A 25,552-nucleotide genomic window follows, 5' to 3' on the forward strand; every position below is an offset into this window, starting at 1 on the left:
ACATATGGGGTCGGACCCCGTACGGGGTCCGACCCCGGCCTTACCGGGTTGCTGCCGTGCTCAAGTCAACGTCCGCCACGTCGTGGCGCCGCTTGAAGTACCGCACGCAGCGCTTGCCCAGGTTATCGAGGTAGGTGTACGCCACCGGTACCACCACCAGGGTCAGGATGGTGGACGTGATCACCCCGCCGATCACGGCGCGGCCCATCGGCGCCTGCGTCTCGCCGCCTTCCCCCATGCCGATTGCCATCGGCAGCATGCCGAACACCATCGCCAGCGTCGTCATCACGATCGGCCGCAGCCGTACCTGGCCGGCGCGCATGATCGCTTCGAACTGCCCCATGCCTTCCTGCTGCGCCTGGTTGGTAAAGTCCACCAGCAAGATGGCGTTCTTGGTCACCAGGCCCATCAGCATGATGAAGCCGATTACCGAGAAGATATTGAGCGTGCTGCCGGTGACCAAGAGCGCCACCAGCACCCCGATCAAGGAGAGCGGCAGCGACATCATGATTGCCACCGGCTGCAGGAAGCTGCCGAACTGCGAGGCCAGCACCAGGTAGATGAAGATCACCGCGATGCCGAGCGCCACCATGGCCGAGGTCATGCTCTCCTGCATTTCCTGGGCATTGCCACCGACGTCGAAGCGCACGCCGTCGGGCAGGGTGACGCTGTCGATGGCCTTCTTGATGTCGCTGTCGATGTCGCCGCCGGGGCGGCCCTGGGTGTTGGCATAAATCGCCACCCGCCGTTGCAGCGCCTGGCGCTTGAGCACCTGCGGGCTGAACGCTGGCACGAAGTCCACCACCTGGCGCAGCGGCACCATCAGCGGCGCGCCGTCCGGCCCCAGCTTGCTTGACGCCAGCGACAAGTCGGCCAGGTCGGCCACCGTCTGCCGGCCCGACTTGGGCAGTTGCACATTGACTTCGTAGTTCTGGCCGTCGGCGGCAAGGAAGTGGCTGGTGGTGTCACCGGCCACGAACGGGCGCAGCGCCGTGCCGATCTGCTGCACCGTCAAACCGAGGTCGCTGGCGAGCTCGTTGTTGATCTTGATGTTGGTGGACGGGTTGGCGCCTTCCTGGCTGTATTCCAGGTCCACCACGCCGGGAATGGCCCGCATCTTGTCCATCAGCTGATGGGCCACCTTGTCGAGCTTGGCTTCGTCGGTGCCAAGGATGGCGATAAAGATCGGCTTCCAGCCCACCGACATGGTGATGCCGGCGATTTTATTGAGGCGCTCGCGGATGCGGCGCTCCATCTCCTTTTGCGACGGCCGCTGGTGGTGCGCGCGGTCGAGCAGCTTCATGTCGATCTGCGCCGTGTTGCGGCCGTCCTGCGTACCCACCACGGCGATCACGCTGGCGATCTCCGGAAACGCCTTCAACGCCGCTTCCACCTGCTTGACCTTGCTGTCCGTGTATTGCAGGCTCGAGCCGACCGGGGTTTTCATCTGCAGGTTGACCCAGCCGTTGTCCTGCTCGGGCATCATCTCGCCGCCGATCATCGGCACCAGCAGCAGGCTGCCGGCAAACAGGGCAAAAGCGGCGGCCAGGGTGAGCTTGCGCCAGCGCAGCGCGCCCCCCAGCACCTTGCCATACACCACGTGCAGCCGGTCCACGCCGCCTTCGAGCCAGTGCATCAAGCGGCCCAGCCACGGCGCATATTTGAAACGGTCCTTGACCGGGTCGGGCCAGACCGACGAGAGCATCGGGTCGAGCGTGAAGCTGACGAACAGCGACACCAGCACGGCCACTGCCACCGTGATGCCGAACTGCAGGAAGAAGCGCCCGATAATGCCCTGCATGAACGCCACCGGGATGAACACGGCCACGATGGCAAAGGTGGTGGCCATCACCGCCAGGCCGATTTCGTTGGTGCCGTCCTCGGCTGCCTGGTGGTGGTTCTTGCCCATGCCGAGGTGGCGCACGATGTTTTCACGCACCACGATGGCGTCGTCAATCAGCAGGCCGATGCACAGCGACAGCGCCATCAGGGTGAGCATATTGAGCGTGAAGCCGAAGAACTTCATGGCGATGAAGCTGGCCAGCACCGAGATCGGCAAGGTCAGCCCGGTGATGATGGTCGAGCGCCACGAGTGCAGGAAGAAGAACACGATCACCATGGTCAAGACCGCGCCTTCGACGATGGTGCGCTTGACGTTGTCGAGCTGGGCCTGCACTTTGACCGATTCGTCGTTGAGGACGGTGAGGGTGATGTCGGCGGGCAGTGTCTTGCGCAGGTCGGCCGCCACTTTCTGGATGCGCTGGCCCACTTCCACCACGTTGGCGTCCTGCACCTTGGTGATGTCGAGGATGACCGCGCGCTGGCCGTTCAGGCGCGAGATCGACATCTCTTCCTGGGCGCCATCGACCACCGTGGCCACCTGTTCCAGGTACACCGGGCCGTTGGCGCGGCGCGCCACGATGATCTTGTTGAAGTCGCGCGCCTGCTTCATCTTGCCTTCCACCCGCACCAGGCGCTCGTCGGCGCCCAGGCTGATCGAACCGGCCGGCAGGTTGGCGTTGGTGGCGGTAATCGCATTGATCACTTCATCGACGCCGATCGCCTGCGCGGTCATGTCGGCCGGGCGCAGGTTGACCAGGATCTGGCGCGCGGCCATGCCGTTCAGGCGTACCTGGCCCACCCCGGCCACGCCCTGGAAGCGCTTGCCGATCACCTGGTCGGCCATGGTCGACAGGTCGCGCAGGTCGTGCGCGGTGGCAGTCAAGCCGATCTGCGCCACCGGCCGGCTGTTCTCACCCTCGAAGCGGACGATGAACGGATCTTTCGCCTCGCGCGGAAAGCGCGGGCGCACCATGGCCACCTTGTCGCGGATGTCCTGCATGGCCTTGTCCATATTGGTGGACAGCTCGAATTCCACATACACCGCGCCGCGGCCTTCCCACGAGTTGGCGCGCAGGGTCTTGATGCCGCTGACGGTGTTGACCGACTCTTCGATGGGGCGGGTGATGTCGTTCTCGACCGCCTCGGGCGAGGCGCCCGGATAATTCACTTCGATCATCGCGCCCGGGATTTCCACGTTGGGCATCGCTTCCATGCCCAGTTCGCGGTACGAAAACAGGCCCAGCACCATCAGGGCCACCATGACCATGGTGGCAAATACCGGGTGGCCGATGCTGATTTTGGTGATCCACATGGCTTAGCCTTTCTTCGGCTGGGCGGCGGCGGCAGTGGCTGCAGTGGCCGCAGCGTCGGCCGGCAGGCTGACCTGCGCGCCTGGCTTCACGGCAGGCAGCTTGGAGATAATCACCCGCGCGCCATCTTCCAGGCCGGCCAGCACCTGCGCCGTGCCGTCGTCGTCGTTGCGCAGGCCCAGCGTGACCGGTTGCGCTACCACCTTGCCGCCGGTGATGCGGTACACGACCTGGCGGCCGTTGTCGTCGCGCAGCGCGGCAAGCGGCACCACCGGCGCCACCTCGGCGCGGTCGGTGACGATGGCGCCCTTGGCGAACATGCCGGCGCGCAGCGCGGCGTCGTCGTTGCGCACGGCGATATACACCAGCAGCGCGCGTGAACCGGCCTCGGTGGACGGGTTGATGCGCGCCACCTTGCCGGTGAACTCGCGCTGCTGGTAGCCATCGACGCGGAACCGCACATCCTGGCCCACCCGCACGCGTGGAATTTCCGAGGCCGGTACCTGCGCCTCGAGCGTCAGTTCGGACAGGTTGACGATGCTGAACACCGGCATGTCGGGCGCCAGCTTTTCGCCGGCCTGCACGTGGCGCTTGCTGATGACGCCGGCAATCGGCGCGCGGATCACGCCGTCTTCGAGTGCAATGCGCGCGATAGCGACCATCGCCTGCGCCGACTTGACGCTGGCGCGCGCCAGTTCCACGCTGTTCTGGGTGGAGTCGTAGGCGTTTTGCGAAATGTATTTTTGCGCCAGCAGGGCGCCGCTGTTGCCTTCGTTCTTGGTGGCCATTGCCAGGCGGGCCTGCGCCTCATCGAGTTGCGCCTGCTGCTGTTGCAGCCGCGCGCGCAGGTCGGCCTGGTCGATGCGCGCCAGTACCTGGCCGGCGGACACGGCCATGCCTTCCTGCACGGTGGTAGCCTGCACCACGCCCGAGACCTTGGACTTGATGGTGGCCGATGAAAGGGGCGCCAGCGAGCCGGACAAGGGCAAACTGAGCGCCAGTGATCTGGCGGAAATGGCGGCCACGTCCGCGCTGCCGAGTTCCAGCACCGGCGGCTTGTCCGCCACTTTGGTGGCAGGCACGCTGGCCGGGGCCGGGATCGGGCGCAGCGCGAACCAGGCGCCGCCAGCGACGATGGCCACGACAGCGGCGGCCAGCGCCGGCTTGCGCCATGCACGTGACGCACGTGCGCGGGCAGAGTGGAGGGGGATGGAGTGCGCGGCGTTCATGGTCATGGCGGTCTTCTGTTCTGGTTCAGGTGCAAAGGTTTCGCATGTTGGCACTGTAGTCATTTGCAAGAGGCCGGACGACCGCCGTGCGACGGTTGGCATAAAAGCGTGGCTGAACTGCGGAAAACAGCGATTGGAGCGCGATTGAGCGAGGTCAAACGCGGCAGTTTGATGTACCGCAAGAATGGCGAAGGCCCGGCAGGGCGCCTTTTGAAAGGTTACCCATGTGGCCAAACTTGGCGGTGTACCAGCACACCAGCGACGCGCTGGCCGTAATCGACGGTGAGCGCTTCGTCGATATCAATCCCGGTGCGCTGCGCATGTTCGGCTGCGCCGCGCCTGCGCTCATGCTCGGCTACCGGCTGGCCGATTTTTCACCGTTGCAGCAGGTGGGCGGGGTGCTGTCGGCGCCCATTCTCACCGCGCTGGGCTGGCGGGCGCGCCAGCTCGGCAACCTGCGCTTCGACTGGCGCTGCGTGGGCCGCGACGGCCGCGAGTTCTGGGTCGACATCATGCTCACCAGCGTGCCGCACGATGGCCGGCAGCTGCTGTGCGCGGTGATGCGCGAGACCACCGCGCGCCACGACGAGCAGGTGGCGATCTACCTGGCGCTGATGGCGAATGTGGCCGTCCGCAGCCGCTTCGACGCGCATGCGCGCCACCTGGCCGAGCACGACTTTCTGACCGGCCTGCCCAGCCGCATCCTGCTGCGCGACCGCATGCGCCAGGCGCTGGCGGCGGCGCGCCGCAACGGGCGCCTGGTAGCGCTGCTGTTCATCGACCTCGACCGCTTCAAGGGCATCAACGATGCGCTGGGCCACCACATCGGCGACCTGCTGCTGCGCGAGGCGGCCGCGCGGCTGGTGCGCTGCGTGCGCAGCGTCGATACCGTGAGCCGCCAGGGCGGCGACGAATTCGTGGTGATTTTGGCCGACATCGGCGCCATCGACCAGGCGGCGCACGTGGCCGCCACCATCGGCAAGGCCATCGCCCGCGAATTTCGCATCGACGCGCACCGGCTGCACGTGAGCGCGTCGATCGGCGTGGCCATCTTCCCGGCCGACGGCGAGGACATCGACACCCTGATGCAACACGCCGACCTGGCCATGTACCATGCCAAAACCAATGGCCGCAACGGTTTCGCGTTCTTCAGCCCCGCCATGAACCGCCAGATCCGCCAGCGCGCCACGCTCGAAGACGAATTGCGCCTGGCCCTGGCGCAGGACCAGTTCCTGCTGATCTACGATGCGCAAGTCGAGATCGCCAGCGGCCAGCCGCTGGCAGCCGAAGCGCTGCTGCGCTGGCGCCACCCGGTGCGCGGGCTGCTGTTGCCCGAACAATTCATGGGCGTGGCCGAGGAGGCCGGCCTGATGGTACCCATCGGCGACTGGGTGCTGGCACAGGCGTGCCTTGAAGCTGCGCACTGGCGTGCGGCCGGCCATCCGCTGGTGGTGGCGGTCAATCTATCGCGCACCCAGTTCATGCAGAAGAACCTGGCCGACAAGGTGGCCGCCACCCTGGCGGCCTCCGGCTTGCCGGCGCACATGCTGGAGCTGGAAGTGACCGAAGCGGTCATCATGCACCACGACGGCAACGCCCGGTCCACGCTGGCGGCCCTGGGGGCGCTCGGGGTGCGGCTGGCGCTGGACGACTTCGGCACCGGCTATACCCGGGTGGGGCAGTTGCGCGACTATGCGCTCAGTAAATTGAAGATCGACCTGTCGTTTGTCAGCGGGGGACTCGATGGAGAAGTGGCGCAGGTGGCGGTGGTCAAGGCCATCATTGCCATCGCCCACAGCCTGGGGCTGACCGTGCTGGCCGAGGGAGTGGAGAGCGGGGCGCAGTTTGAATTTTTACGGCTGCACGGATGCGACCAGTACCAGGGGCGGTTTGCAAGAGCGAGCGGGCAGCTTGACGGGCTTGGTGGTTTATTGGATTGATGGGGTTGATGGGGGTGGATATAGCCGCAGCCGCACCAGCACTTGCCCGTGATCGGACGCCTCCGGCTTGTCCTGCAACAGGTGGTCGTTCAGGTACGTTACATCGAGCACTTCGCCCACCGCGTTCGGTGACGCCGGGTTGAATTCTTCCGACACCAGCACGTGGTCGATGGTGGTGTAGTGTCCTTCGTGGATGTGGGTATAGCCGACGTGGCGCAGGCGGTCGCGGCCCAGCTGGATCTGGTTGCTGTCGAACAGCCTGCCGCTCAATTCCTCGCCGGCCACGCCTGCGCAGCCCGATCCCATGACGATGGTGGTGGTGACCGCCTCGATGGTGTCGTTGAAGTCGCCGAGGATGATGCGCGGGCGGCGGCCATCGCGGTCCATGGCCGAGAGCAGGGCGCGCAGGGCCACGGCCTCGGTGCCACGGCGGATCAGCGAGCGCAGGTTGGCCTGGGCGTATAACAGAGGATTGTCGTTGCTGTCGCCGTGGCGGTAATCGGGCCGCTTCGATTTCAGGTGAATCACCAGCACGTCGACGATGCGTTCGTCGGGCAGCACCACCTGGGCGTGCAGCGGCGCGCGGGCAAAGCGGTCGAGGTCGGTGTGACCGTCGGGCAGGGTGGCGCCGTCGGGGAACACCATGTAGGCGGTGGCGGGGCCGGCCAGCGGCAACCGCGAGATCAGCGCCACCTGGGGCGTCAAGCGTGGTTCGCCGGTGACGGGATCGGGCGCGGGGTCGAAGCCGCACAGCGTGGCGTCGCGGTAGCGGCTGCTGTGGGCCAGCACGTCGCGCAGCGCGGCCATCGAGAAAATCTCCTGCAAGCCGATCACGTCGGCGTTCAACTGGTCGAGCTGCTGCGCCGTCCACACGACTTTGGCCGCGTATTCGTCCGGCGTGAGGGGCGCCAGATTGTCGTACAATTTCGCCCCGGGCTGGGAAAGATTGCAAACGTTGAAAGTGGCAAAGCGGATGTCCTGCGGCATAATAAGAAACTCCCAGTCGAACTCGTTCACAAACTGACGCAAAAACAGCGTATCACGCATGGCTAAAAAAGAGCACATCTCAGAGACACCGGCCACCAGCCTGCTGCGCAAGCACAAGGTGGTGTTTTCTGAACATCCGTACGACTACGAAGACCACGGCGGCACCAGCGTGTCGTCGCGCGCGCTCGGCGTCGACGAGCACCACGTGGTCAAGACCCTGGTGATGCAGGACGAGGCCGCCAAACCGATGATCGTGCTCATGCATGGCGACTGCAAGGTCTCGACCAAGAACCTGGCGCGCGGTATCGGCTGCAAGTCGGTGGAACCGTGCAAGCCGGACGTTGCCACGCGCCACAGCGGCTACCAGATCGGCGGCACCTCGCCGTTCGGCACGCGCAAGGCCATGCCGGTGTATGTCGAGGATAGCATCCTTGCGCTGGAAACAATTTATATCAATGGCGGCAGGAGGGGATACCTGGTCGGCATCGCCCCGCAAGTGCTCACTGATCTGCTCAAGGCCAAGCCAGTGCACTGCGCACTGGCCGAGTAAGCCGGGCCGGTGTATATTCTGCGGCCCCGAGGGACGCTATAACTAGAGGAAACAATGAATACAGTTTGGATGACCGTGGCCGCCTACCTGATCGGCTCGATCTCATTTGCGGTGATTACCAGTAAATTGTTCGGCATCGCCGACCCGCGCACGTATGGCTCGAAAAACCCCGGCGCCACCAATGTGTTGCGAAGCGGTAACAAGTCGGCTGCCATCGTGACATTGATTGGCGACGGCGCCAAGGGCTGGCTTGCCGTGTGGCTGGCGATCCGCTACCAGCAGCAATTGCAGGTGGGCGACGCCACCATCGCCTTGGTGGCGATTGCCGTGTTCCTCGGCCACCTGTGGCCGGTATTCTTCCGTTTTGTCGGTGGCAAGGGCGTGGCCACCGCGCTGGGCGTGTTGCTCGGTCTCGACCCCTGGCTGGGCCTGGCCACGTTGGCCACCTGGCTGGTGATCGCGTTTGCGTTTCGCTACTCGTCGCTGGCGGCGCTGGTCGCTGCGCTGTTTGCGCCGTTCTACTATGGCTTGCTGTTCGGCGTGGAGCCGCAATTGCTGGCCGTGTTCGTGATGAGCGGCTTGCTCATCTTCCGCCACAGCAAAAACATCGGTAACCTGATGGCAGGCAAGGAGAGCCGGATCGGCAGCAAGAGCAAGCCGGCAGCCAAGGCCGGAAAATAATTGCGGGATGGCGGTTGATTCCGCCAATGACAGCCCCATCTGTCACAAATCACGTTTTGCAAAGGTCGCGCCATGTCCAGTTCCATCACGATCGATTTTGTTTCCGACGTCTCCTGCCCATGGTGCGCCATCGGCCTGAAGTCCCTGCAGCAGGCCATCGACAACATCGGTGACGCTGCCCGGATCGACCTGCATTTCCAGCCGTTCGAACTCAATTCGAAGATGGGCCCGGAAGGCCAGGACATCGGCGAACACCTGACCGAAAAATACGGCTCGTCCCCCGAGCAGCAGGAACAGGCGCGCGCCATGATCCGTTCGCGCGGCGCCGAAGTCGGTTTCGATTTCGCCATGGACAAGCGCAGCCGCATCTACAACACTTTTGATGCCCACCGACTGCTGCACTGGGCCGGCCTGGAAGGCAAGCAGACCGAACTTAAGCTGGCGCTGCTGGGCGCCTATTTCACCGACGGCGAAGACCCGAGCTCGCACGAAGTGCTGGCCCGCGTAGCCGCCAGCGTGGGCCTGGACCGCGACGGTGCACTGGCGGTGCTGCAGTCGAGCCAGTTTGCCGAGGAAGTACGCGAGCGGGAACAGTTCTTCCAGCGCCACGGCATCAACTCGGTGCCGGCCGTGATCATCAACGAGCAATACCTGATTTCCGGCGGCCAGCCGGCCGAAGTGTTCGAGCGGGCGCTGCGCGAAATTATTTCCAAGGCCTGACGCCAATAAGCAGGACCCCGGGGCGCGGCTTTTGCTTTAAACTTAACATCTACGCCGTTCCCAAGGAAACCCATGCAGGCCGCAGAACATGTCACGTCGCCCGCCACCGCTCGCCCGGTGGTTGACAACTTCCGCCTGGCTGCGCTGCATCGCTATCACATCCTCGACACGCCCGCCTGCGAGGATTTCAGTTTCCTCACCGAGCTGGCGGCGCGCCTGTGCGACGTGCCGTACGCCTTCGTTTCGCTGGTCGATGCCGACCGTGTGTGGGTGAAAGCCTGCACCGGCATGCAGCTAGGCCAGTTGCCACGCAACGACAGCTATTGTTCGCTGGCCGTGCTGGGCACTCCCGACCTCGAAATTCCCGACCTGCAGGGCGATCCGCGCACGGCTCACCTGCCGCTCACCGTCACCGCGCCGTTCATGCGCCGCTACAGCAGCGTGGCGCTGATGTCGTCCGACGGCTTTGCCATCGGCGCGCTGTGCGTGCTCGATACCAAGCCCGGCTACCTGGACCGCCAGCAGCGCGCGATGCTGGTCAAGCTGGCGCACCAGGTGATGGCGCTGATCGAATTGCGCGCCAGCGAAAAAACCCTGGCCGCCACCGTGCGCGAACTGGAACAGCTGGCCACCACCGACGAACTGACCGGCCTGCACAACCGCCGCTCGCTGTTGCACCGGCTGCGCTTCGAGACCGCGCGCGCCAAGCGTTTCCGCGCGCCGGTGTCGGCGGTGATGGTCGACCTCGACTACTTCAAGCGCATCAACGACGAATTCGGCCATGCAGCCGGCGACCAGGTGCTCGCTGCCATCGGCCAGCTGGTGCGCGACCACGTGCGCGAGATCGACGTTGCCGGCCGATATGGCGGCGAAGAGCTGTGCGTAGTGCTGCCCAACACCGCGCTCGACGGCGCCATGCACTTTGCCGAGTCGCTGCGATTGCGCATTGCCGCACAGACGCACGAAATCGGTCCGCGCATGCTGGCAGTCACAGCCAGCTTCGGCGTGGGCACCTTCGATCACTTCGACGTGGCCGACGCCGAAAGCTTGCTGCGCCAGGCCGACGCCGCCCTGTACCGTGCCAAGCGGGGCGGGCGCAACCGCGTCGAAGGTCCCTCCACCGAGCGTCTCTAAACAAGGAATCGCCATGCCCACCGCAACCCTGAACGGCGTCGTCATCGCGCAAGCGGCCGACGATGAAGTCGTGATCGTTGAAAACAACGTCTATTTCCCGCGCAGCGCGGTCAATCCCGACTATTTGCAACCGAGCAGCCACACTTCGCGCTGCCCGTGGAAGGGCCTGGCCAGCTACTACACCGTGTCTGCCGACGGCCATACCAGCGAAAACGCTGCCTGGTACTACCCGGCGCCGTTCGAGGCCGCCAAGGAGATCCAGGACCGCATCGCCTTCTGGCGCGGCGTGGAAGTGCAGCGCTAAGGGCATGGCGCTCGCGGCCAAACCATATCTGCAGCGGATTACGGCGCTGTTTGGCGCCGAGGTGGACTGGGACAGCCATCCGTATAATGTGCCTGCTGTGCAGGCGCTCGAATCGATCGACTTCCATGCGGACGTGACGTTTTTCATTGGCGAGAACGGTGCCGGCAAGTCCACTGTCCTGGAGGCGATTGCGCTGGCGCTGGGTTTTTCTCTCGACGGCGGCAACTTCAATGTCAGCCGCCTCAACAGCGCACAGGAGCAGGCGCCGCTGGTGCGGGCGCTGCGCTTGCAAAAAAGTTTCAAGTTTCCTCAAGATCGCTACTTTTTGCGGGCGGAGACCTTTCACCATGTCGCGAGCTTTCTCGACGCGGCCAACGACCGCACATCGTCAAGCAAGGCGTCGCTGCACACACGTTCCCATGGGGAGGCGTTCATGGACGTGATGCTCGGCAGGCTCACCGGCAAAGGCCTGTACCTGCTGGACGAGCCGGAAGCGGCGCTTTCCCCCAACCGCCAACTGGCGGCACTGCGCCTGATCCACCAACTGGTGCAGGACCAGTCGCAGTTCATCATCGCCACCCATTCGCCGATCCTGCTGGCGTATCCCAACGCCAAAATTTTACTGTTCGACGACACCGGCATCACCGAGGTGGCGTACGAAGACACCGAACATTACGCCATCACGCGCGATTTTCTCAACCATTACCCGCGCCGGCTCGCGCAGCTGTTCGCCCCTGACTGACCCATGGATAATCTCACCCACAGCATCATCGGCTTCGGCGCCGGCGAATTACTGCATCGCAGCCTGCCGCGCGAGCTTGAGGACGGCGCCCAGCGCGTGCGCCACCGGCTGCTGCTGGTCTCGTGCGCGCTGGCCAGCAACTTCCCGGATCTCGACCTGGTGCTCAACAATTTGCTGCCGGCGCCGCTGGGCTACCTGCTGCACCACCGCGGCCACACCCACACGGCGCTGCTGGCGATCCCGCAGGCGCTGTTGCTGGCAGCATTGATCTGGCTGCTGTGGCCGTCGGCGCGGGCGCTGCTCAAGGCCAGCGCCACCGCGCGCTGGGGCCTGGCGGCCAGCATCGTCCTCGGCTTCACGTTGCACCTGGCGATGGATTTCACCAATTCTTATGGCGTCCACCCCTGGTATCCGTTCGATGGCCGCTGGGTGTATGGCGACATGGTATTCATCATCGAGCCGCTGTTCTGGGTAGCGATCGGCGTGCCGATGGCGCTGATCATGCGCTGGCGCGCGGCCCGCTGGCTGGCGCTGACCGGCTTGCTGGCGGCGCTGGTGGCGTTTGCCATCAAGGGTTACCTGGGCTGGATCGCCCTGGCGATCCTGCTCAAGGTGGCGGTGTTGTGCGGCGCTGTGCAGTCGCGTTCGGGCCGTGACAGCCGCGCCGGCGTGGCGCTGGGCTTGTTGCTCGGCATCGGCTTTATCGCGGTGCAGGGCGTGGCCTCGCACCTGGGGCGGGCGCAGATCACGGCCGCGTTGCAGCAGCTCGATCCGGCTTCGAAGGTGGTGGATGTGGCGATGACGGCGTTTCCGTCGCAGCCGCTGTGCTGGGCCTACGTGAGCGTGGAGAGCAACGAGGCAGCTGGCACCTATCGCCTGCGTCGCGGCATTGCCAGCCTGGCGCCGCAATGGGTGGCGCCGTTGTCGTGTTCGGTGGCGCTGGTCGAGCATGGCGCCTCGGTCACGCTGGCGCCCGGTATCGCCCAGTTCGGCAGGGAAGACGATGACCTGAAGCGGTTGCGTACGCTGAGCGTCGAGAATTGCCGGGTCAACGCCTGGCTGCGATTCGGTCGTGCGCCAGCGTTCGATGTCGACGGCGGCACCGTGTCCGATTACCGCTATGCCATCACGCCGCGCGGCAATTTCACCACCATGCCGCTGGCGTCGCAAGAGCCTTGTCCGACCGGCGTACCGGGCTGGGGTTATCCGCGTGCCGACTTGCTGCATGGTGGAGCGCAGTAACGCACCGAATCGGACCATGCATCACCGTAACGTGTGGTATCACAACCACAGTTATACCTAGTATGGTGCGGTGGGCGCAGTAAACGCTGATTCTCCTTGGCACAACAATTGCTGTGCCCTTCAGAAAGTAAGATTATCGAACTTAACAGGACAGTGAGGAGGACGTTATGAATGTAATCGAAGACAAACCAAAATCGCACGCCGTGCACGAGTCCGCAGCCGACGAACACCGCCTGCGCAGCGAGCGTATCGCTGCCCGTGGCGTTCGCCTGGGCAAGGGCAAGGTACGTTACCTGATTCCGTTAGTGGGTCTGGCAGTGCTGGCCTCGATGGCCTTCGCTACAACTTAAACGACTTTGATGTCGTCCAGCGGCCAGCGCGGTCGCACATTGAAGCTGTAGTCGCGCTGGGCGGCGTTGGGGTTGATCATCAGCCGCATCGCGCCCGCGAAAGCGATCATCGCGCCGTTGTCAGTGCAAAATTCCAGTTCCGGGTAAAACACCTTGAACTTCTTCTTGGCTGCCGCCGCATTGAGCGCCGCGCGCAACTGCGCGTTGGCGCCCACGCCGCCGGCGATCACCAGTCTTTTCAAGCCCGTGTGCTTGAGTGCGGAAACGCATTTGGCGGTGAGCACTTCCACGATCGCATCGACAAAGCCGCGCGCAATATTGGCCTTGTCCTGCTCGCAGATATTGGCGATCACCTTCTCTTCGTGGTTCTTCACCACCGTCAGCACCGCCGTTTTCAGGCCGGAAAAGCTGAAATTGAAATCCTTGGAATGCAACATCGGGCGCGGCAGCTTGTACGCTGCCGGGTCGCCGAATTCGGCCAGGCGTGAAATCGCCGGGCCGCCCGGGTAACCGAGCCCCAGCAGCTTGGCCGACTTGTCGAATGCTTCGCCGGCGGCGTCGTCGAGCGTCTCGCCCAGCAGGGTGTACTGGCCCACGCCATCGACGCGCATCAACTGGGTATGGCCGCCCGATACCAGCAGCGCGATGAACGGAAACTCCGGCGGCTGCGAGGCCAGCAACGGCGAGAGCAGGTGGCCTTCCAGATGGTGCACGCCCAGCACCGGCCGATCCAGCGCCAGTCCCAGGCTGCACGCCACCGACGAGCCCACCAGCAGCGCGCCGGCCAGGCCGGGGCCCTGGGTGTAGGCGATGGCGTCGATATCGGCCAGCGCCTTGCCGGCGCCTTCCAGGGTTTGCGTCAGCAGCGGAATGGTGCGGCGAATATGGTCGCGCGAGGCCAGCTCGGGCACCACGCCGCCGTATTCCTCGTGCATGGCGACCTGCGAATACAGGGCATGCGACAGCAAGCCGTGCTCGGTATCGTAGAGCGCCAGGCCGGTTTCGTCACAGGAGGATTCAACGCCGAGAACAATCATGGAAGGGCTGCAAAGGTAAGGGGAAGTCCGCCATTGTAAAGGAAAGCGGGCGCTTCCACCTCCGGCCGGTGCACCAGCGGTTGCACCACCGGGCCCCGAACACGCACTGCCGAAGGGAGTAATTTTGCCGTTTGGTCAGGATTGCATGGCGTTTTACACCGTTTGCCTGTGGCACCGGTTTTGCTTAGTAAAACGACGAAGTGACTGCGGGAGGGGAATATGTCAGGGCAATGGAAACAGGTGTGCAAACTCAAGGATGTACCGCTGGACGGCGCGCGCATCGTGCCGCGTGGCCTGGCGTGGCAGGAACTGCCCGGTGTGGCGCTGTTCCGTACCGACGAGGAAAGCGTATTTGCCGTGCTGGAGACGGCCAACGTGGAGCCACGCCAGAGCGGCGCGCGCCGCTACACGGTCAAGATCGAGGATTTCAAGGTCTATCTCGACCTGGCCGAACTGAGCGCGCCAGCCAGCAAGGCGGAAGCGGCGCTGGCGGGTTCGTTCGGCGTGGCCACGCGGGTGATGGTGTTCGGCTGAAAAACCAACGGCCTGCGGCGCATACTATGCCGCAGGCCGCTGAGCCGTCATTGCCACTCAGGCGGCAATCCAATCATTAAGGACGCTGCAACAACTGCTTGTGCGCATCGCGCAACATGGTCTCGGTCGTGTCCCAGTCGATGCAGCCATCGGTGACCGAGCAGCCATAAGTCAGCTGGCTCAAGTCCGCCGGAATCTTCTGGTTGCCGCCGACGATATTCGATTCGATCATCACGCCTACCAGCGACTTGTTGCCCTGCACGATCTGGTGGATCACATCGGCCATCACCAGTGGTTGCAGTTCCGGCTTTTTATAGCTGTTGGCGTGCGAGCAATCGACCACCAGGTTGGCCGGCAGCTTGGCCTTGGCCAGCGACTGTTCGGCAATCGCGATCGACACCGAATCGTAGTTCGGACGGCCATCGCCGCCACGCAGCACCACGTGGCCGTAGGCGTTGCCGCGCGTGCGCACGATTGCCACATTGCCTTGCGCATTGATGCCCAGGAACGCGTGCGGGTGCGCCGACGACAGGATGGCATTGATTGCGATGCTGATGTCGCCGTCGGTACCGTTCTTGAAGCCGACCGGCGTGGACAGGCCCGACGACATTTCGCGGTGGGTCTGCGACTCGGTGGTACGGGCGCCGATGGCGGTCCAGGCGATCAGGTCGCCCAGGTATTGCGGCGAGATCGGGTCCAGCGCTTCGGTGGCGGTGGGCAGGCCCAGCTCGCACACGTCGAGCAGGAACTGGCGTGCTTTTTCCATGCCCTCGTTGACGCGGAACGAATCGTCCATGTCCGGGTCGTTGATATAACCCTTCCAGCCGGTGGTGGTGCGCGGCTTTTCGAAATACACGCGCATGACCAGCAGCATGGTATCGGCCACTTCCGCTTGCAGCGCCTTCAGGCGGCGCGCGTAGTCGAGGCCGGCGACCGGGTCGTGGATCGAGCATGGGCCGACCACCACGAACAGGCGTTTGTCTTCGCGGTCGATAATGTTGCGCAGGGCTTCGCGGCCCTTCATCACGGTCTCGGAGGCGCTGTCGGTGAGCGGCAGCTTGCGGTGCAAGACTTCCGGCGACGGCATCGGCGCGAACGAGGTAACGTTGATGTTTTCGATATCTGGGGAAATCATGGCTTTTTGCGTGAATTTTATTCGGGGGAGGTATAGTGTAGCCGAAGTAAACAATACTGGCTTCGCCAGTAAGGTTTTTCGCTACAGCCCCAACTCTTCCGGTAGATGCTTATGACGACATCCGAACCCTTCCTGGCCGCCCGACTCATCAAGGAGATCGGCCGCGGCAAAAACGGCGCACGCAGCATGTCGCGCGATGACGCCCACGATCTTTACCAGGCCATGCTCGACGGCCGCGTGTCCGACCTCGAGCTGGGCGGCATCCTGCTCTCGATGCGCATCAAGGGCGAGTCGATCGACGAAATCGCCGGCTTTCTCGATGCGGCCGAAGGCTCGTTCGAACCGCTGACGGCGCCGCCGGGCCAGTACGCCCCGGTGTGCATTCCCAGCTACAACGGCGCGCGCAAGATGGCCAACCTGACGCCGCTGCTGGCCATGCTGCTGGCGCGCGAAGGCGTGCCGGTGCTGGTGCACGGCGTGGCCACCGACCCGGGGCGCGTCACCTCGGCCGAAGTGTTTGCCGCGCTCGACATCACCGCCGCGCGCCACCGCGCCGAAGCGGAGGAAGCGATGGCCCAGGGCCACGTGGCGTTCATCACCATCGACGCGCTGGCGCCCAAGCTGGCCTACCAGCTGTCGCTGCGGCGCCGGCTCGGGGTGCGCAACTCCACCCATACCCTGGTGAAAATCATGCAGCCGTTCGTGGGGCCGGCCTTGCGGCTGGTGTCGTACACCCATCCCGAATACCTGGAAATGCTCGGCGAATATTTCACGACTTCGGCCCTGCACGAACGCGGCGACGCCTTCCTGATGCGCGGTACCGAGGGCGAGACGGTGGCCAACGCCAACAAGGCGCAGCAGATCGACTGGTTCCATGGCGGCCTGCGCAGCACGCTGGTGCCCAAGCAGACGCAAGTGATCGAGTTGCCGCTGCTGCCCGAAGAAAAGGACGCTGCCACCACGGCGGCGTGGATCACGGCGGTTTTGAAAGGCGAAGTGCCGGTGCCGGCCTCGATCGCCGAGCAGGTGGCGCAATGCCTGCTGGTCTCGCGTACCTTGCAGTCAAGGCAGCGGGTGAGCGAGCCGATCCAGTAGCAAAGGCGGGTAGGGCGGATCCTGCTGTACAATCCCGGCCCCCCCCCCCCCCCCGGCTGAAATGTTGTTGGCCGTTATACCGTCATCCTCGCGTACGCGGGGATCCATGCTGAGCTGGCTATATAAGCGTTCTATGGATCCCCGCTTTCGCGGGGATGACGACTCGGCGGCTGATGACTTACTGTGGATGGCTAGCGGTCGGCGACCCGCGTCTTTCTTCGCGGGCAACTTATTGAATTGGAACTGGCATGGCAAAGTTTGATGTAGCAGTAATCGGCGCGGGCGCCGCCGGCATGATGTGCGCGGCCACGGCGGCCCAGCGCGGCAAGCGCGTGGTGCTGATCGACCACGCCGGCAAGCTGGCCGAGAAAATCCGTATCTCGGGCGGCGGCCGCTGCAACTTCACCAACATCAACACCACGCCGGCCAACTTCCTGTCCGAGAACCCGCACTTCTGCAAGAGTGCACTGTCGCGCTATACCCCGGCCGACTTCGTCGCGCTGGTGAAAAAGCACCGTATCGGCTACCACGAAAAACATCGCGGCCAGCTGTTCTGCACCGAATCGGCCGAGCTGATCATCGAGATGCTCAAGGACGAGTGCGCAGCGGGCGATGTCCACTGGCGCATGCCGTGCAAGATCGCCAGCGTCGAGCAGACCGATGGCGTCTATATCCTGGACACCGACACCGGCACCATCGAAGCCGACGCGCTGGTGATCGCCACCGGCGGCTTGTCGATCCCGAAAATTGGCGCCACCGATTTCGGCTACCGCGTCGCCAGCCAGTTCGGCCTGCGCATGGTCGAACCGCGTCCGGCGCTGGTGCCGCTGACGTTCGATCCGCAGGCGTGGGCGCCGTTTGCCGAACTGTCCGGCATCGCCCTGGAAGTGGAAGTGGCAACCGGGTCGTTGAAGGGGCGCAATCCAACCGGTGGACGTTTCCGCGAAGATTTGCTGTTCACCCACCGCGGCCTTTCCGGTCCGGCCATCCTGCAAATTTCGAGCTACTGGACTCCGGGCACGCCGATCGTGATCGACCTGTTGCCGGGCGTGGACGTGGCTGCCACGCTGATCGAAGGCAAGGGCACGATCAAGAAGCAGCTCGGCAACGTGCTGGCCCAGTGGTTGCCCACGCGCCTGGCCGAAGGCCTGCTGCTGGCGCACGGCTTTGCGCTCGACGCGCGCCTGGCCGACATGCAGGACGCCAGGCTGCGCGAACTGGGCGCGGCCATCAACCAGTGGACCCTGACCCCGAACGGCTCCGAAGGCTACCGCAAGGCCGAAGTGACGCGCGGCGGCATCGATACCCGCGACCTGTCGCAGCAGACCATGATGGCCACCAAGGTGCCGGGCCTGTATTTCATCGGCGAAGCGGTGGACGTGACCGGCTGGCTCGGTGGCTACAACTTCCAGTGGGCCTGGGCTTCCGGTGTGGCAGCCGGTCAAGCTGTCTGATATACTGACCTTCTAGTTGTAACGGCGCAGGTGCAATCCAATCGCCCGATCAGTTCGGGAGCAGAAAGATTGTCAGAGTTGATGTGGGAGCTGACTCAGCGTCGTCTTGTTGTTTTTGCAGTCAAAGCCGTCTGCTTGGACCGTCTCGATGGTCCATGGACTTCCATTTTCCTGCAAAAGCTGCTATAGTCTCTGTCTCCCTATAACCTCAAACGGTTTGAATTTTTACATGACCACTATTCGCCTTAAAGAAAACGAGCCGTTCGAAGTCGCAATGCGTCGCTTCAAACGCACCATCGAAAAAACCGGTCTGCTGACCGAACTGCGCGCACGCGAGTTCTACGAAAAGCCAACGGCTGAGCGCAAGCGCAAGCTGGCTGCTGCAGTCAAGCGTCACTACAAACGCATCCGCAGCCAACAGCTGCCGAAAAAACTCTTCTAAGACTGCTCAAACCAATCCGGTCGTGCGGCGTATCTTGCGCCATTGCCCCGGGTCGGATCTTGCTGCATCTAGAGAATGCCCGCTCCGGTTCGCCGCAGCGGGTTTTCGCGTTTATACTGCACGCGTTTTTATTTTGCAAAATTTTAAAAGGAAATCCTCATGGGCCTGCGAGAACAAATCACTGAAGACATGAAAAACGCCATGCGTGCCAAGGAAGCCGGCCGCCTGTCCACGATTCGCCTGATCCTGGCCGAAATCAAGCGCAAGGAAGTCGATGAGCGCATCGAAGTCGACGACCAGCAAACCGTTGCCATCGTCGAAAAAATGATCAAGCAGCGCAAGGACTCGATCACCCAGTTCGAAGCCGGTGGCCGTGCCGACCTGGCCGACATCGAAAAAGCCGAACTGGCGGTGCTGGCCGCCTACATGCCAGCCGGCCTGTCGGACGAGGAAATCGCTGCTGAAGTGACTGCTGCCGTGGCTGCCTCGGGCGCTGCCGGTCCGCAGGACATGGGCAAAGTCATGGCCATCGTCAAGCCCAAGCTCGCTGGCCGTGCCGACATGATGGTGGTTTCCGCCCTGGTCAAAAAGGCGCTGGCACCGGCCTGATGTGTTGCTCTGCCGTGCTTGATCGGTGTCAAAACCGGATCAGCACGGCGGTATAGTCTGAATAATTACCCTGGCACCGAACCCTGTGATCCCTCAATCATTCATTGCCGATTTGCTCAATCGCGTCGATATCGTCGACGTTGTCGGACGTTATGTGCAGCTCAAGAAGGGCGGCGCCAATTTCATGGGCCTGTGCCCATTCCATAACGAAAAATCCCCGAGTTTTACGGTCAGCCCCACCAAGCAGTTCTATCACTGCTTCGGCTGCGGCGCCCATGGCACCTCGATCGGCTTCCTGATGGAATACTCGGGCATGGGCTTTGTCGATGCCGTCAAGGACCTGGCGCAAAACGTCGGCATGGTGGTCCCCGAGCAGGACGACAAGATTCCCCCGGCCCAGCGCGCGCAGATGCAGGCCCAGAGCATGGCCCTGTCCGACGCCATGACCCAGGCGTGCGATTTTTACCGCGCCCAGCTGCGCACCGCGCCGGACGCCATCGCCTACCTCAAGGGGCGCGGCCTGACTGGCGAAGTGGCCGCGCGCTTCGGCCTCGGCTACGCGCCGCCGGGCTGGGATAATTTGAAAGCCATCTTCCGCGACTACGACGTGGTGGCCCTGGCCGAAGCCGGCCTGGTGATCGACCGCGTCGATGAGGACGGCGGCAACCGCAAGCGGTACGACCGTTTCCGCGAACGCGTGATGTTCCCCATCAAGAACACCAAGGGCCAGGTGATCGCCTTCGGTGGCCGGGTGCTCGATGGCGGCGAACCGAAATACTTGAATTCTCCCGAAACGCCATTATTTTCGAAGGGATTCGAGCTGTATGGCCTGTTCGAAGCACGCCAGGCGATCCGCGATGCCGGTTACGTGCTGGTGACGGAAGGTTATATGGACGTGGTGGCGCTGGCGCAGATGGGTTTCCCGCAAGCGGTGGCAACCCTCGGTACCGCCTGCACCCCCCACCACGTGCAAAAGCTGATGCGCCAGACCGACACCGTGATCTTCAGCTTCGACGGCGACAAGGCCGGCCGCCGCGCCGCCCGCCGCGCACTGGAGGCGTGCCTGCCGCACGTGGCCGATAACAAGACCATCAAGTTCCTGTTCCTGCCCACCGAGCACGATCCGGACAGCTATGTGCGAACTTACGGCAACGAAGCGTTCGAGCAGGAGATTCACGAAGCGATGCCGCTGTCGCAGTTCCTGATCAAGGAAGTGGTGGGCGAGCATGATTTACAAAGCCCGGAGGGCAGGGCGCGCGTGCAGTTCGACGCCAAGCCCTTGTTGCAATCGATGACACCGACCGCGCTGCGGCTGCAGATCGTGCGCGGCCTGGCGCAGCTGACGCAAACTACGCCGCACGAGATCGAATCGCTGTTCGAGCTGGCCAAGCCGGTGGCGCTGTCGCGCAAGGCGCCGAGCCGCAGCGGCCGCCCGGCGCCGGTGGGGCTGGAGTTGCAGATCGTGCGCCTGCTGGTGGGCCATCCGCCGCTGGCGCTCGATATCGACGAGGCGGCGCTGTCGGCGTTCCAGTTCTTTGGCGCCGAGGCTGCCGAGCGGCTGTTGCAACTGGTGGCCGGCGCCCAGGCGCTGGGCGCAAACGGCGGGTTTGCGTCGTTCGCCCAGCATCTGAAGTCGCAGGGCGACGAATACGACGAGATCATCAGCGAAATCGCCCGGGGAGCGGAGTCCGATGTCGATGCCGACCGCCTGTTCCTGCGCAGCGCCATCCGCCAGATCAAGGAAGATGCCCTCAAACAGGAGCTGATGCAACTGTCCGCGGCGGGCCTGACGCCGGAGAGTATCGCGCGCTTTCGCGAGATCACCGCGCAGCAGGCGCAGCTGGAAAGAGAGAAGCAAGCGGAATTTGCAAACCGCTAATGTTGTATCAATGTTCAAGTGTTGATCGCCGTCATGTTTTTGCAGGTTTACAGAGGGGCAGCGAGGGTGCTTCCCTCTGGAGTTTGAAAAGTGACGTGCTATAATAAAACGCTAAGTGTTGTATGTTTTGGCATCGTTTTTCCGTTCAGAGTGTGTTTGTTTTCAGTGAGTTAGGTTGTCGAGCAGCATGCAGGACAGCACGATTGGGTACTAGGCAAAGAAATAAGAAGAAGGTGAACCCCCGCTTATGTTTGTTGTCTAACCCTGTCATCGTTTCTTGCCACTACGCATGAGTTTGATGCAGTAGAATTTTGCGGTCACAGCCTGACCAGGTATAAGTAGTCGTAGTGTTGTCGGACTTGTGAAGTCGGCAAGTTCGAAGACGTGGGTTCCAAGGGAACTGCAAGAAACTTTATCCTAAATAAGCAAGTCGTTGTGTAATCGAAAGCGCCTGTGCCAATCAAGAAACCTGAATCCAATGTGGCTGAAAAGCCGAGCAAAGCGACCGCAAAATCCGCTAAAACAGCGGATAAGGCGGAAACGCGTGTCGCCAGCAACAACCCGCCGGTGGTCAGCCAGACCACCGACGCGGCTACGCTGGCTGCCATCGATACTTCGGGCTACGTACTGCCGTCGGTCAAAGTGCCCGGCCGGCGCGGGCGCAAGCCGAAGGAATTCCAGCCTGAGAACGACGAAGTCGCCGCGCTGAACGCGGTCGAACGCGCCGAGCTCAAGGCCGTGGACAAGGCCAAGGCCAAGGACCGCAAGGCCAAGGAAAAAGCGCTGCTCAAGGATGCGTTCTCTTCGGACACCGAAGCGACCGAAGAAGAGCTCGAGCGCCGCCGCCAGAAACTCAAGACCCTGATCAAGTTCGGCAAGGAACGCGGTTTCCTCACGTACGCCGAGATCAACGACCACCTGCCCGAAAACATCATCGATCCCGAAGCGATCGAAGGCATTATCGGCACATTCAACGACATGGGCATCGCCGTCTACGAGCATGCGCCGGATGCTGAAACCCTGCTGCTGTCGGACAACGTCGCCACCGTCACCAGCGACGACGAAGCCGAGGCCGCTGCGGAAGCCGCACTGTCCACGGTCGACTCCGACTTCGGCCGCACCACCGACCCGGTGCGCATGTACATGCGCGAAATGGGCTCGGTCGAGCTGCTCACGCGCGAAGGCGAAATCGAAATCGCCAAGCGCATCGAAGACGGCCTGAAAGACATGATCCAGGCCATCTCGGCCTGCCCGGTCACCATCGCCGAAATCATCGCCGCGTCCGACCGGATCCGCGCCGACGAAATCAAGATCGACGAAATCGTCGACGGCCTGGTCGATGAGAGCGACGACGGCAGCGCCACCGCAGCACCTGCCCCGGCCGCCGCCAGCGATGACGACGAGGAAGATGAAGAAGCCGAGGAAGAAGAAGCCGAAGAAGAGGAAGAGGCGGGCAACTCCGCAGGCGCCGCCGCCGGCTACTCGGCCGAACAGCTCGAAGCGCTGAAAAACACCGCGCTCGAAAAATTCGACACCATCTCGCTGCAGTTCGACAAGATGCGCCGTGCCTTCGAAAAAGAGGGCTACAACTCCAAGGCCTACGTCAAGGCCCAGGAAGCGATCTCGTACGAACTGCTGGGCATCCGCTTCACCGCCAAGGTCGTCGAAAAGCTGTGCGACACGCTGCGCGGCCAGGTGGACGAAGTGCGTCACATCGAAAAGCAGATTCTCGACGTGGCCGTGAACAAGTGCGGCATGCCGCGCGCCCACTTCATCAAGGTTTTCCCGGGCAATGAAACCAACCTGGACTGGGTCGATGGCGAAGTGGCCGCCGGCCACGCGTACAGCGCCATCCTGGGCCGCAATATCCCGACCATCAAGGAATTGCAGCAGCGCCTGATCGACCTGCAAGCGCGCGTGGTGCTGCCGCTGCCCGACCTGCGCAACATCAACCGCCAGATGGCAGCCGGCGAAATGAAGGCGCGCAAGGCCAAGCGCGAAATGACCGAGGCCAACTTGCGCCTGGTCATTTCCATCGCCAAGAAGTACACCAACCGCGGCCTGCAATTCCTCGACCTGATCCAGGAAGGCAATATCGGCCTGATGAAGGCGGTCGATAAATTCGAATACCGTCGCGGCTACAAGTTCTCCACGTATGCCACCTGGTGGATTCGCCAGGCCATTACGCGCTCGATCGCCGACCAGGCGCGCACCATCCGCATCCCGGTGCACATGATCGAGACCATCAACAAGATGAACCGGATTTCGCGCCAGATCCTGCAGGAAACCGGCGCCGAGCCCGACCCGGCAACCTTGGCCATCAAGATGGAAATGCCGGAGGACAAAATCCGCAAGATCATGAAGATCGCCAAAGAACCGATATCGATGGAGACGCCAATCGGCGACGACGACGATTCGCACCTGGGCGACTTCATCGAGGACAACAACACGCTGGCGCCATCCGACGCCGCGCTGCACGCCTCGATGCGCGGCGTGGTGAAGGATGTGCTGGATTCTCTCACGCCACGCGAAGCGAAGGTGCTGCGCATGCGTTTCGGTATCGAAATGTCGACCGACCACACGCTGGAAGAAGTCGGCAAGCAGTTCGACGTCACCCGCGAACGGATCCGCCAGATCGAAGCGAAAGCGCTGCGCAAGCTGCGTCACCCGAGCCGTTCGGACAAGCTGAAAAGCTTCCTGGAAGCCAACTAAGACTTGACGTGCGCTGCCGCTAACCCTTATCCTCGCGCGTTCGCCCAAAAAGCGAACGCGCGTCAGCGGGGCCGGCAAGACCTCCAGCGCACAGGTATCACCTCGGGCCTCTAGCTCATGCTTGGTTAGAGCAGCGGACTCATAATCCGTTGGTGCCCAGTTCGACTCTGGGGAGGCCTACCAAATTCATCTTTAAAATAAAAGGGTTAGCTAACGCTAACCCTTTTATTTTTGGCTTACTTTCCACTGTCCACATTCTGTCCAGAATTTCTCCAGTGACTTGGTGGCTTACCCCAGTTTCACGATCAACTGCCGGATAGGCCAGTCTTGACTGCATAGATCACCACTATTAAAATTATCAAGTAGAATTTAAATAGTGTTGGTGCTTAATTAGGCTAGCCTAATTAACGTTAGTCGTTATTAAAGGGGCTTTCTTGAACTCACCAGATGTCGGTCGGCTCGGCCGCTATGTCACCACCGTGGCGTTTGACGAAACGGTGCAAGCATTTGTGCCGCCCCCTTTGCCGCCAGTGCCGGCATTGGAAATGTCCTCGCTACTGCTGAACAAACTGAGCGAAGCCGATCGGGCCATCGGCCGCCTTGATGGCATCACGATGATGTTGCCGGACAAGTCCCTGTTCCTGTACATGTACGTGCGCAAGGAGGCGGTGTTGTCGTCGCAGATCGAGGGAACCCAGTCGACGCTGGACGATTTACTGCGCTTCGAGAATGCCGCCATTGCTGGCCAACCCATCGATGATGTGAGCGAGGTATCGAACTACGTGAAGGCCATGATGTACGGCTTGGAACGCATTCGTGCGCCCAGTCCGCATGGCTTGCCGCTGTGCCTGCGCTTGCTTCGGGAAATGCACGGGCTACTGTTGAAGGACGGACGCGGCAGCGCCAAAGATCCGGGGGCCTTCCGCCGCTCGCAAAACTGGTTGGGCGGCACACGCCCCGGCAATGCGATTTATGTGCCGCCTCCGCAGCAGGAAATGCAGATCTGCCTGGGAGAATTGGAAAAGTTCCTGCATGAGGACAACACCCTGCCGCCGCTGATCAAGGCCGGCTTGCTGCATTTGCAGTTTGAATCGATCCACCCATTCCTGGATGGCAACGGCCGGCTGGGGCGCCTGCTAATCGCGCTGTTTTTGGTCGAGCAGCAGGTGTTGCGGGAACCGCTGCTGTACCTGAGCTTGTATTTGAAGACGCACCGGACCGACTATTACCGGCTGCTGCAGGAGGTGCGTCAGCGCGGCACGTGGGAGGCCTGGCTGGAATTTTTCCTGACGGGCGTTGCTGCTACTGCCAACAATGCGCACGACAGCGCGCTGCGCATCGTGACACTGTTTTCGGAAGACCGGGCGCGCATTACCGCTGCAGGGGAGCAAGCCAACTCCATGTTGCGGGTGCATGCACTGCTGCAGAATCAGCCGTTTGCAAACGCCACCCAGGTGGTCGACAAGACGGGCCTGAGCATGCCTACCGTCAATAGCGCGATGGCCGGGCTGGAAAGACTGGGCCTGGTCCACGAAGTGACTGGCAAGAAGCGCGGCCGGGTGTATGCCTATGAGGCGTTTTTGCGCATCATCGACGAGGGAACGAACGTGATGTAATGCGGGTG

Annotated in this window: 22 protein-coding genes and 1 tRNA gene; 18 read left to right on the plus strand and 5 right to left on the minus strand. The window is 62.8% G+C overall.

What is annotated here, in order from left to right; translation table 11 throughout:
- Window positions 1–40 precede the first annotated feature (40 nt).
- The gene (locus J2X54_RS21995) at window positions 41–3,154 is read right to left on the minus strand and encodes an efflux RND transporter permease subunit (protein WP_310183680.1); all 3,114 of its coding nucleotides are present in this window, start codon (window positions 3,152–3,154) and stop codon (window positions 41–43) included.
- Between the two features lie 3 nt (window positions 3,155–3,157).
- On the minus strand, window positions 3,158–4,387 hold the full coding sequence (locus J2X54_RS22000; protein WP_310183683.1) for an efflux RND transporter periplasmic adaptor subunit: 1,230 nt from the start codon (window positions 4,385–4,387) through the stop codon (window positions 3,158–3,160).
- Window positions 4,388–4,605: 218 nt separating this feature from the next.
- On the opposite strand from J2X54_RS22000, the gene J2X54_RS22005 reads away from it, so the two are divergent.
- Window positions 4,606–6,321, plus strand: a complete 1,716-nt coding sequence (locus J2X54_RS22005; protein ID WP_310183686.1) for an EAL domain-containing protein — start codon at window positions 4,606–4,608, stop codon at window positions 6,319–6,321.
- Here the strand turns inward: J2X54_RS22005 and J2X54_RS22010 are convergent.
- Window positions 6,310–7,308, minus strand: a complete 999-nt coding sequence (locus tag J2X54_RS22010) for an endonuclease/exonuclease/phosphatase family protein (protein WP_310183687.1) — start codon at window positions 7,306–7,308, stop codon at window positions 6,310–6,312. The genes J2X54_RS22005 and J2X54_RS22010 overlap by 12 nt on opposite strands.
- 58 nt (window positions 7,309–7,366) lie before the next feature.
- On the opposite strand from J2X54_RS22010, the gene ybaK reads away from it, so the two are divergent.
- The 8 genes from ybaK (at window position 7,367) to J2X54_RS22050 (ending at window position 13,031) form a co-directional block, all read left to right on the plus strand.
- Window positions 7,367–7,858, plus strand: coding sequence for a Cys-tRNA(Pro) deacylase (ybaK, locus tag J2X54_RS22015; RefSeq protein ID WP_310183690.1), 492 nt, complete (start codon window positions 7,367–7,369; stop codon window positions 7,856–7,858).
- Between the two features lie 54 nt (window positions 7,859–7,912).
- On the plus strand, window positions 7,913–8,539 hold the full coding sequence (plsY, locus tag J2X54_RS22020) for a glycerol-3-phosphate 1-O-acyltransferase PlsY (RefSeq protein WP_070246465.1): 627 nt from the start codon (window positions 7,913–7,915) through the stop codon (window positions 8,537–8,539).
- 72 nt (window positions 8,540–8,611) lie between these two features.
- Window positions 8,612–9,259 (plus strand): DsbA family oxidoreductase, encoded by a 648-nt coding sequence (locus J2X54_RS22025; protein ID WP_310183694.1) that lies wholly within the window; start codon window positions 8,612–8,614, stop codon window positions 9,257–9,259.
- A 72-nt stretch (window positions 9,260–9,331) separates the two neighbouring features.
- Complete coding sequence (locus J2X54_RS22030; RefSeq protein ID WP_310183697.1) at window positions 9,332–10,393, plus strand: sensor domain-containing diguanylate cyclase; 1,062 nt, start codon at window positions 9,332–9,334, stop codon at window positions 10,391–10,393.
- Window positions 10,394–10,406: 13 nt separating this feature from the next.
- Entirely contained in the window at window positions 10,407–10,697 is a 291-nt protein-coding gene (locus J2X54_RS22035; RefSeq protein WP_070246459.1) for a DUF427 domain-containing protein, read from the plus strand.
- Between the two features lie 4 nt (window positions 10,698–10,701).
- Window positions 10,702–11,439 (plus strand): AAA family ATPase, encoded by a 738-nt coding sequence (locus tag J2X54_RS22040; protein WP_310183701.1) that lies wholly within the window; start codon window positions 10,702–10,704, stop codon window positions 11,437–11,439.
- A gap of 3 nt (window positions 11,440–11,442) precedes the next feature.
- Window positions 11,443–12,681 (plus strand): metal-dependent hydrolase, encoded by a 1,239-nt coding sequence (locus J2X54_RS22045; protein ID WP_310183704.1) that lies wholly within the window; start codon window positions 11,443–11,445, stop codon window positions 12,679–12,681.
- A gap of 167 nt (window positions 12,682–12,848) precedes the next feature.
- Entirely contained in the window at window positions 12,849–13,031 is a 183-nt protein-coding gene (locus J2X54_RS22050; protein ID WP_070246453.1) for a hypothetical protein, read from the plus strand.
- Here J2X54_RS22050 and tsaD read toward each other — a convergent pair.
- Entirely contained in the window at window positions 13,028–14,068 is a 1,041-nt protein-coding gene (gene tsaD / locus J2X54_RS22055) for a tRNA (adenosine(37)-N6)-threonylcarbamoyltransferase complex transferase subunit TsaD (protein ID WP_310183708.1), read from the minus strand. The genes J2X54_RS22050 and tsaD overlap by 4 nt on opposite strands.
- 219 nt (window positions 14,069–14,287) lie before the next feature.
- On the opposite strand from tsaD, the gene J2X54_RS22060 reads away from it, so the two are divergent.
- The gene (locus J2X54_RS22060; protein ID WP_070246450.1) at window positions 14,288–14,602 is read left to right on the plus strand and encodes a hypothetical protein; all 315 of its coding nucleotides are present in this window, start codon (window positions 14,288–14,290) and stop codon (window positions 14,600–14,602) included.
- 76 nt (window positions 14,603–14,678) lie between these two features.
- On the opposite strand, the gene J2X54_RS22065 is transcribed toward J2X54_RS22060, so the two are convergent.
- Window positions 14,679–15,737 (minus strand): 3-deoxy-7-phosphoheptulonate synthase, encoded by a 1,059-nt coding sequence (locus J2X54_RS22065; RefSeq protein ID WP_070246448.1) that lies wholly within the window; start codon window positions 15,735–15,737, stop codon window positions 14,679–14,681.
- A 111-nt stretch (window positions 15,738–15,848) separates the two neighbouring features.
- Here J2X54_RS22065 and ybiB point away from each other — a divergent pair, with 111 nt between their 5' ends.
- From ybiB to J2X54_RS22105, 8 genes are all read left to right on the plus strand, one after another.
- Window positions 15,849–16,832: a DNA-binding protein YbiB gene (gene ybiB, locus J2X54_RS22070; protein ID WP_404990946.1), complete on the plus strand. Its 984-nt coding sequence runs from the start codon at window positions 15,849–15,851 to the stop codon at window positions 16,830–16,832.
- A gap of 248 nt (window positions 16,833–17,080) precedes the next feature.
- Window positions 17,081–18,286: an NAD(P)/FAD-dependent oxidoreductase gene (locus J2X54_RS22075; protein WP_070246444.1), complete on the plus strand. Its 1,206-nt coding sequence runs from the start codon at window positions 17,081–17,083 to the stop codon at window positions 18,284–18,286.
- Window positions 18,287–18,515: 229 nt separating this feature from the next.
- Window positions 18,516–18,728, plus strand: a complete 213-nt coding sequence (gene rpsU / locus J2X54_RS22080) for a 30S ribosomal protein S21 (protein WP_008451879.1) — start codon at window positions 18,516–18,518, stop codon at window positions 18,726–18,728.
- Window positions 18,729–18,887: 159 nt separating this feature from the next.
- Window positions 18,888–19,337, plus strand: coding sequence for a GatB/YqeY domain-containing protein (locus tag J2X54_RS22085; RefSeq protein ID WP_310183773.1), 450 nt, complete (start codon window positions 18,888–18,890; stop codon window positions 19,335–19,337).
- Between the two features lie 85 nt (window positions 19,338–19,422).
- A complete protein-coding gene (gene dnaG, locus J2X54_RS22090; RefSeq protein WP_310183775.1) occupies window positions 19,423–21,216 on the plus strand; it encodes a DNA primase in 1,794 nt (597 codons plus the stop codon).
- Window positions 21,217–21,669: 453 nt separating this feature from the next.
- Window positions 21,670–23,928: an RNA polymerase sigma factor RpoD gene (gene rpoD, locus J2X54_RS22095; protein ID WP_310183778.1), complete on the plus strand. Its 2,259-nt coding sequence runs from the start codon at window positions 21,670–21,672 to the stop codon at window positions 23,926–23,928.
- Between the two features lie 104 nt (window positions 23,929–24,032).
- A tRNA-Ile gene (locus J2X54_RS22100) sits at window positions 24,033–24,111 on the plus strand.
- Window positions 24,112–24,362: 251 nt separating this feature from the next.
- Entirely contained in the window at window positions 24,363–25,544 is a 1,182-nt protein-coding gene (locus J2X54_RS22105) for a Fic family protein (protein WP_310183781.1), read from the plus strand.
- Window positions 25,545–25,552 lie beyond the last annotated feature (8 nt).

It is taken from the genome of Duganella sp. 3397 (assembly GCF_031456625.1).
GTDB lineage: Bacteria > Pseudomonadota > Gammaproteobacteria > Burkholderiales > Burkholderiaceae_D > Rugamonas > Rugamonas phyllosphaerae.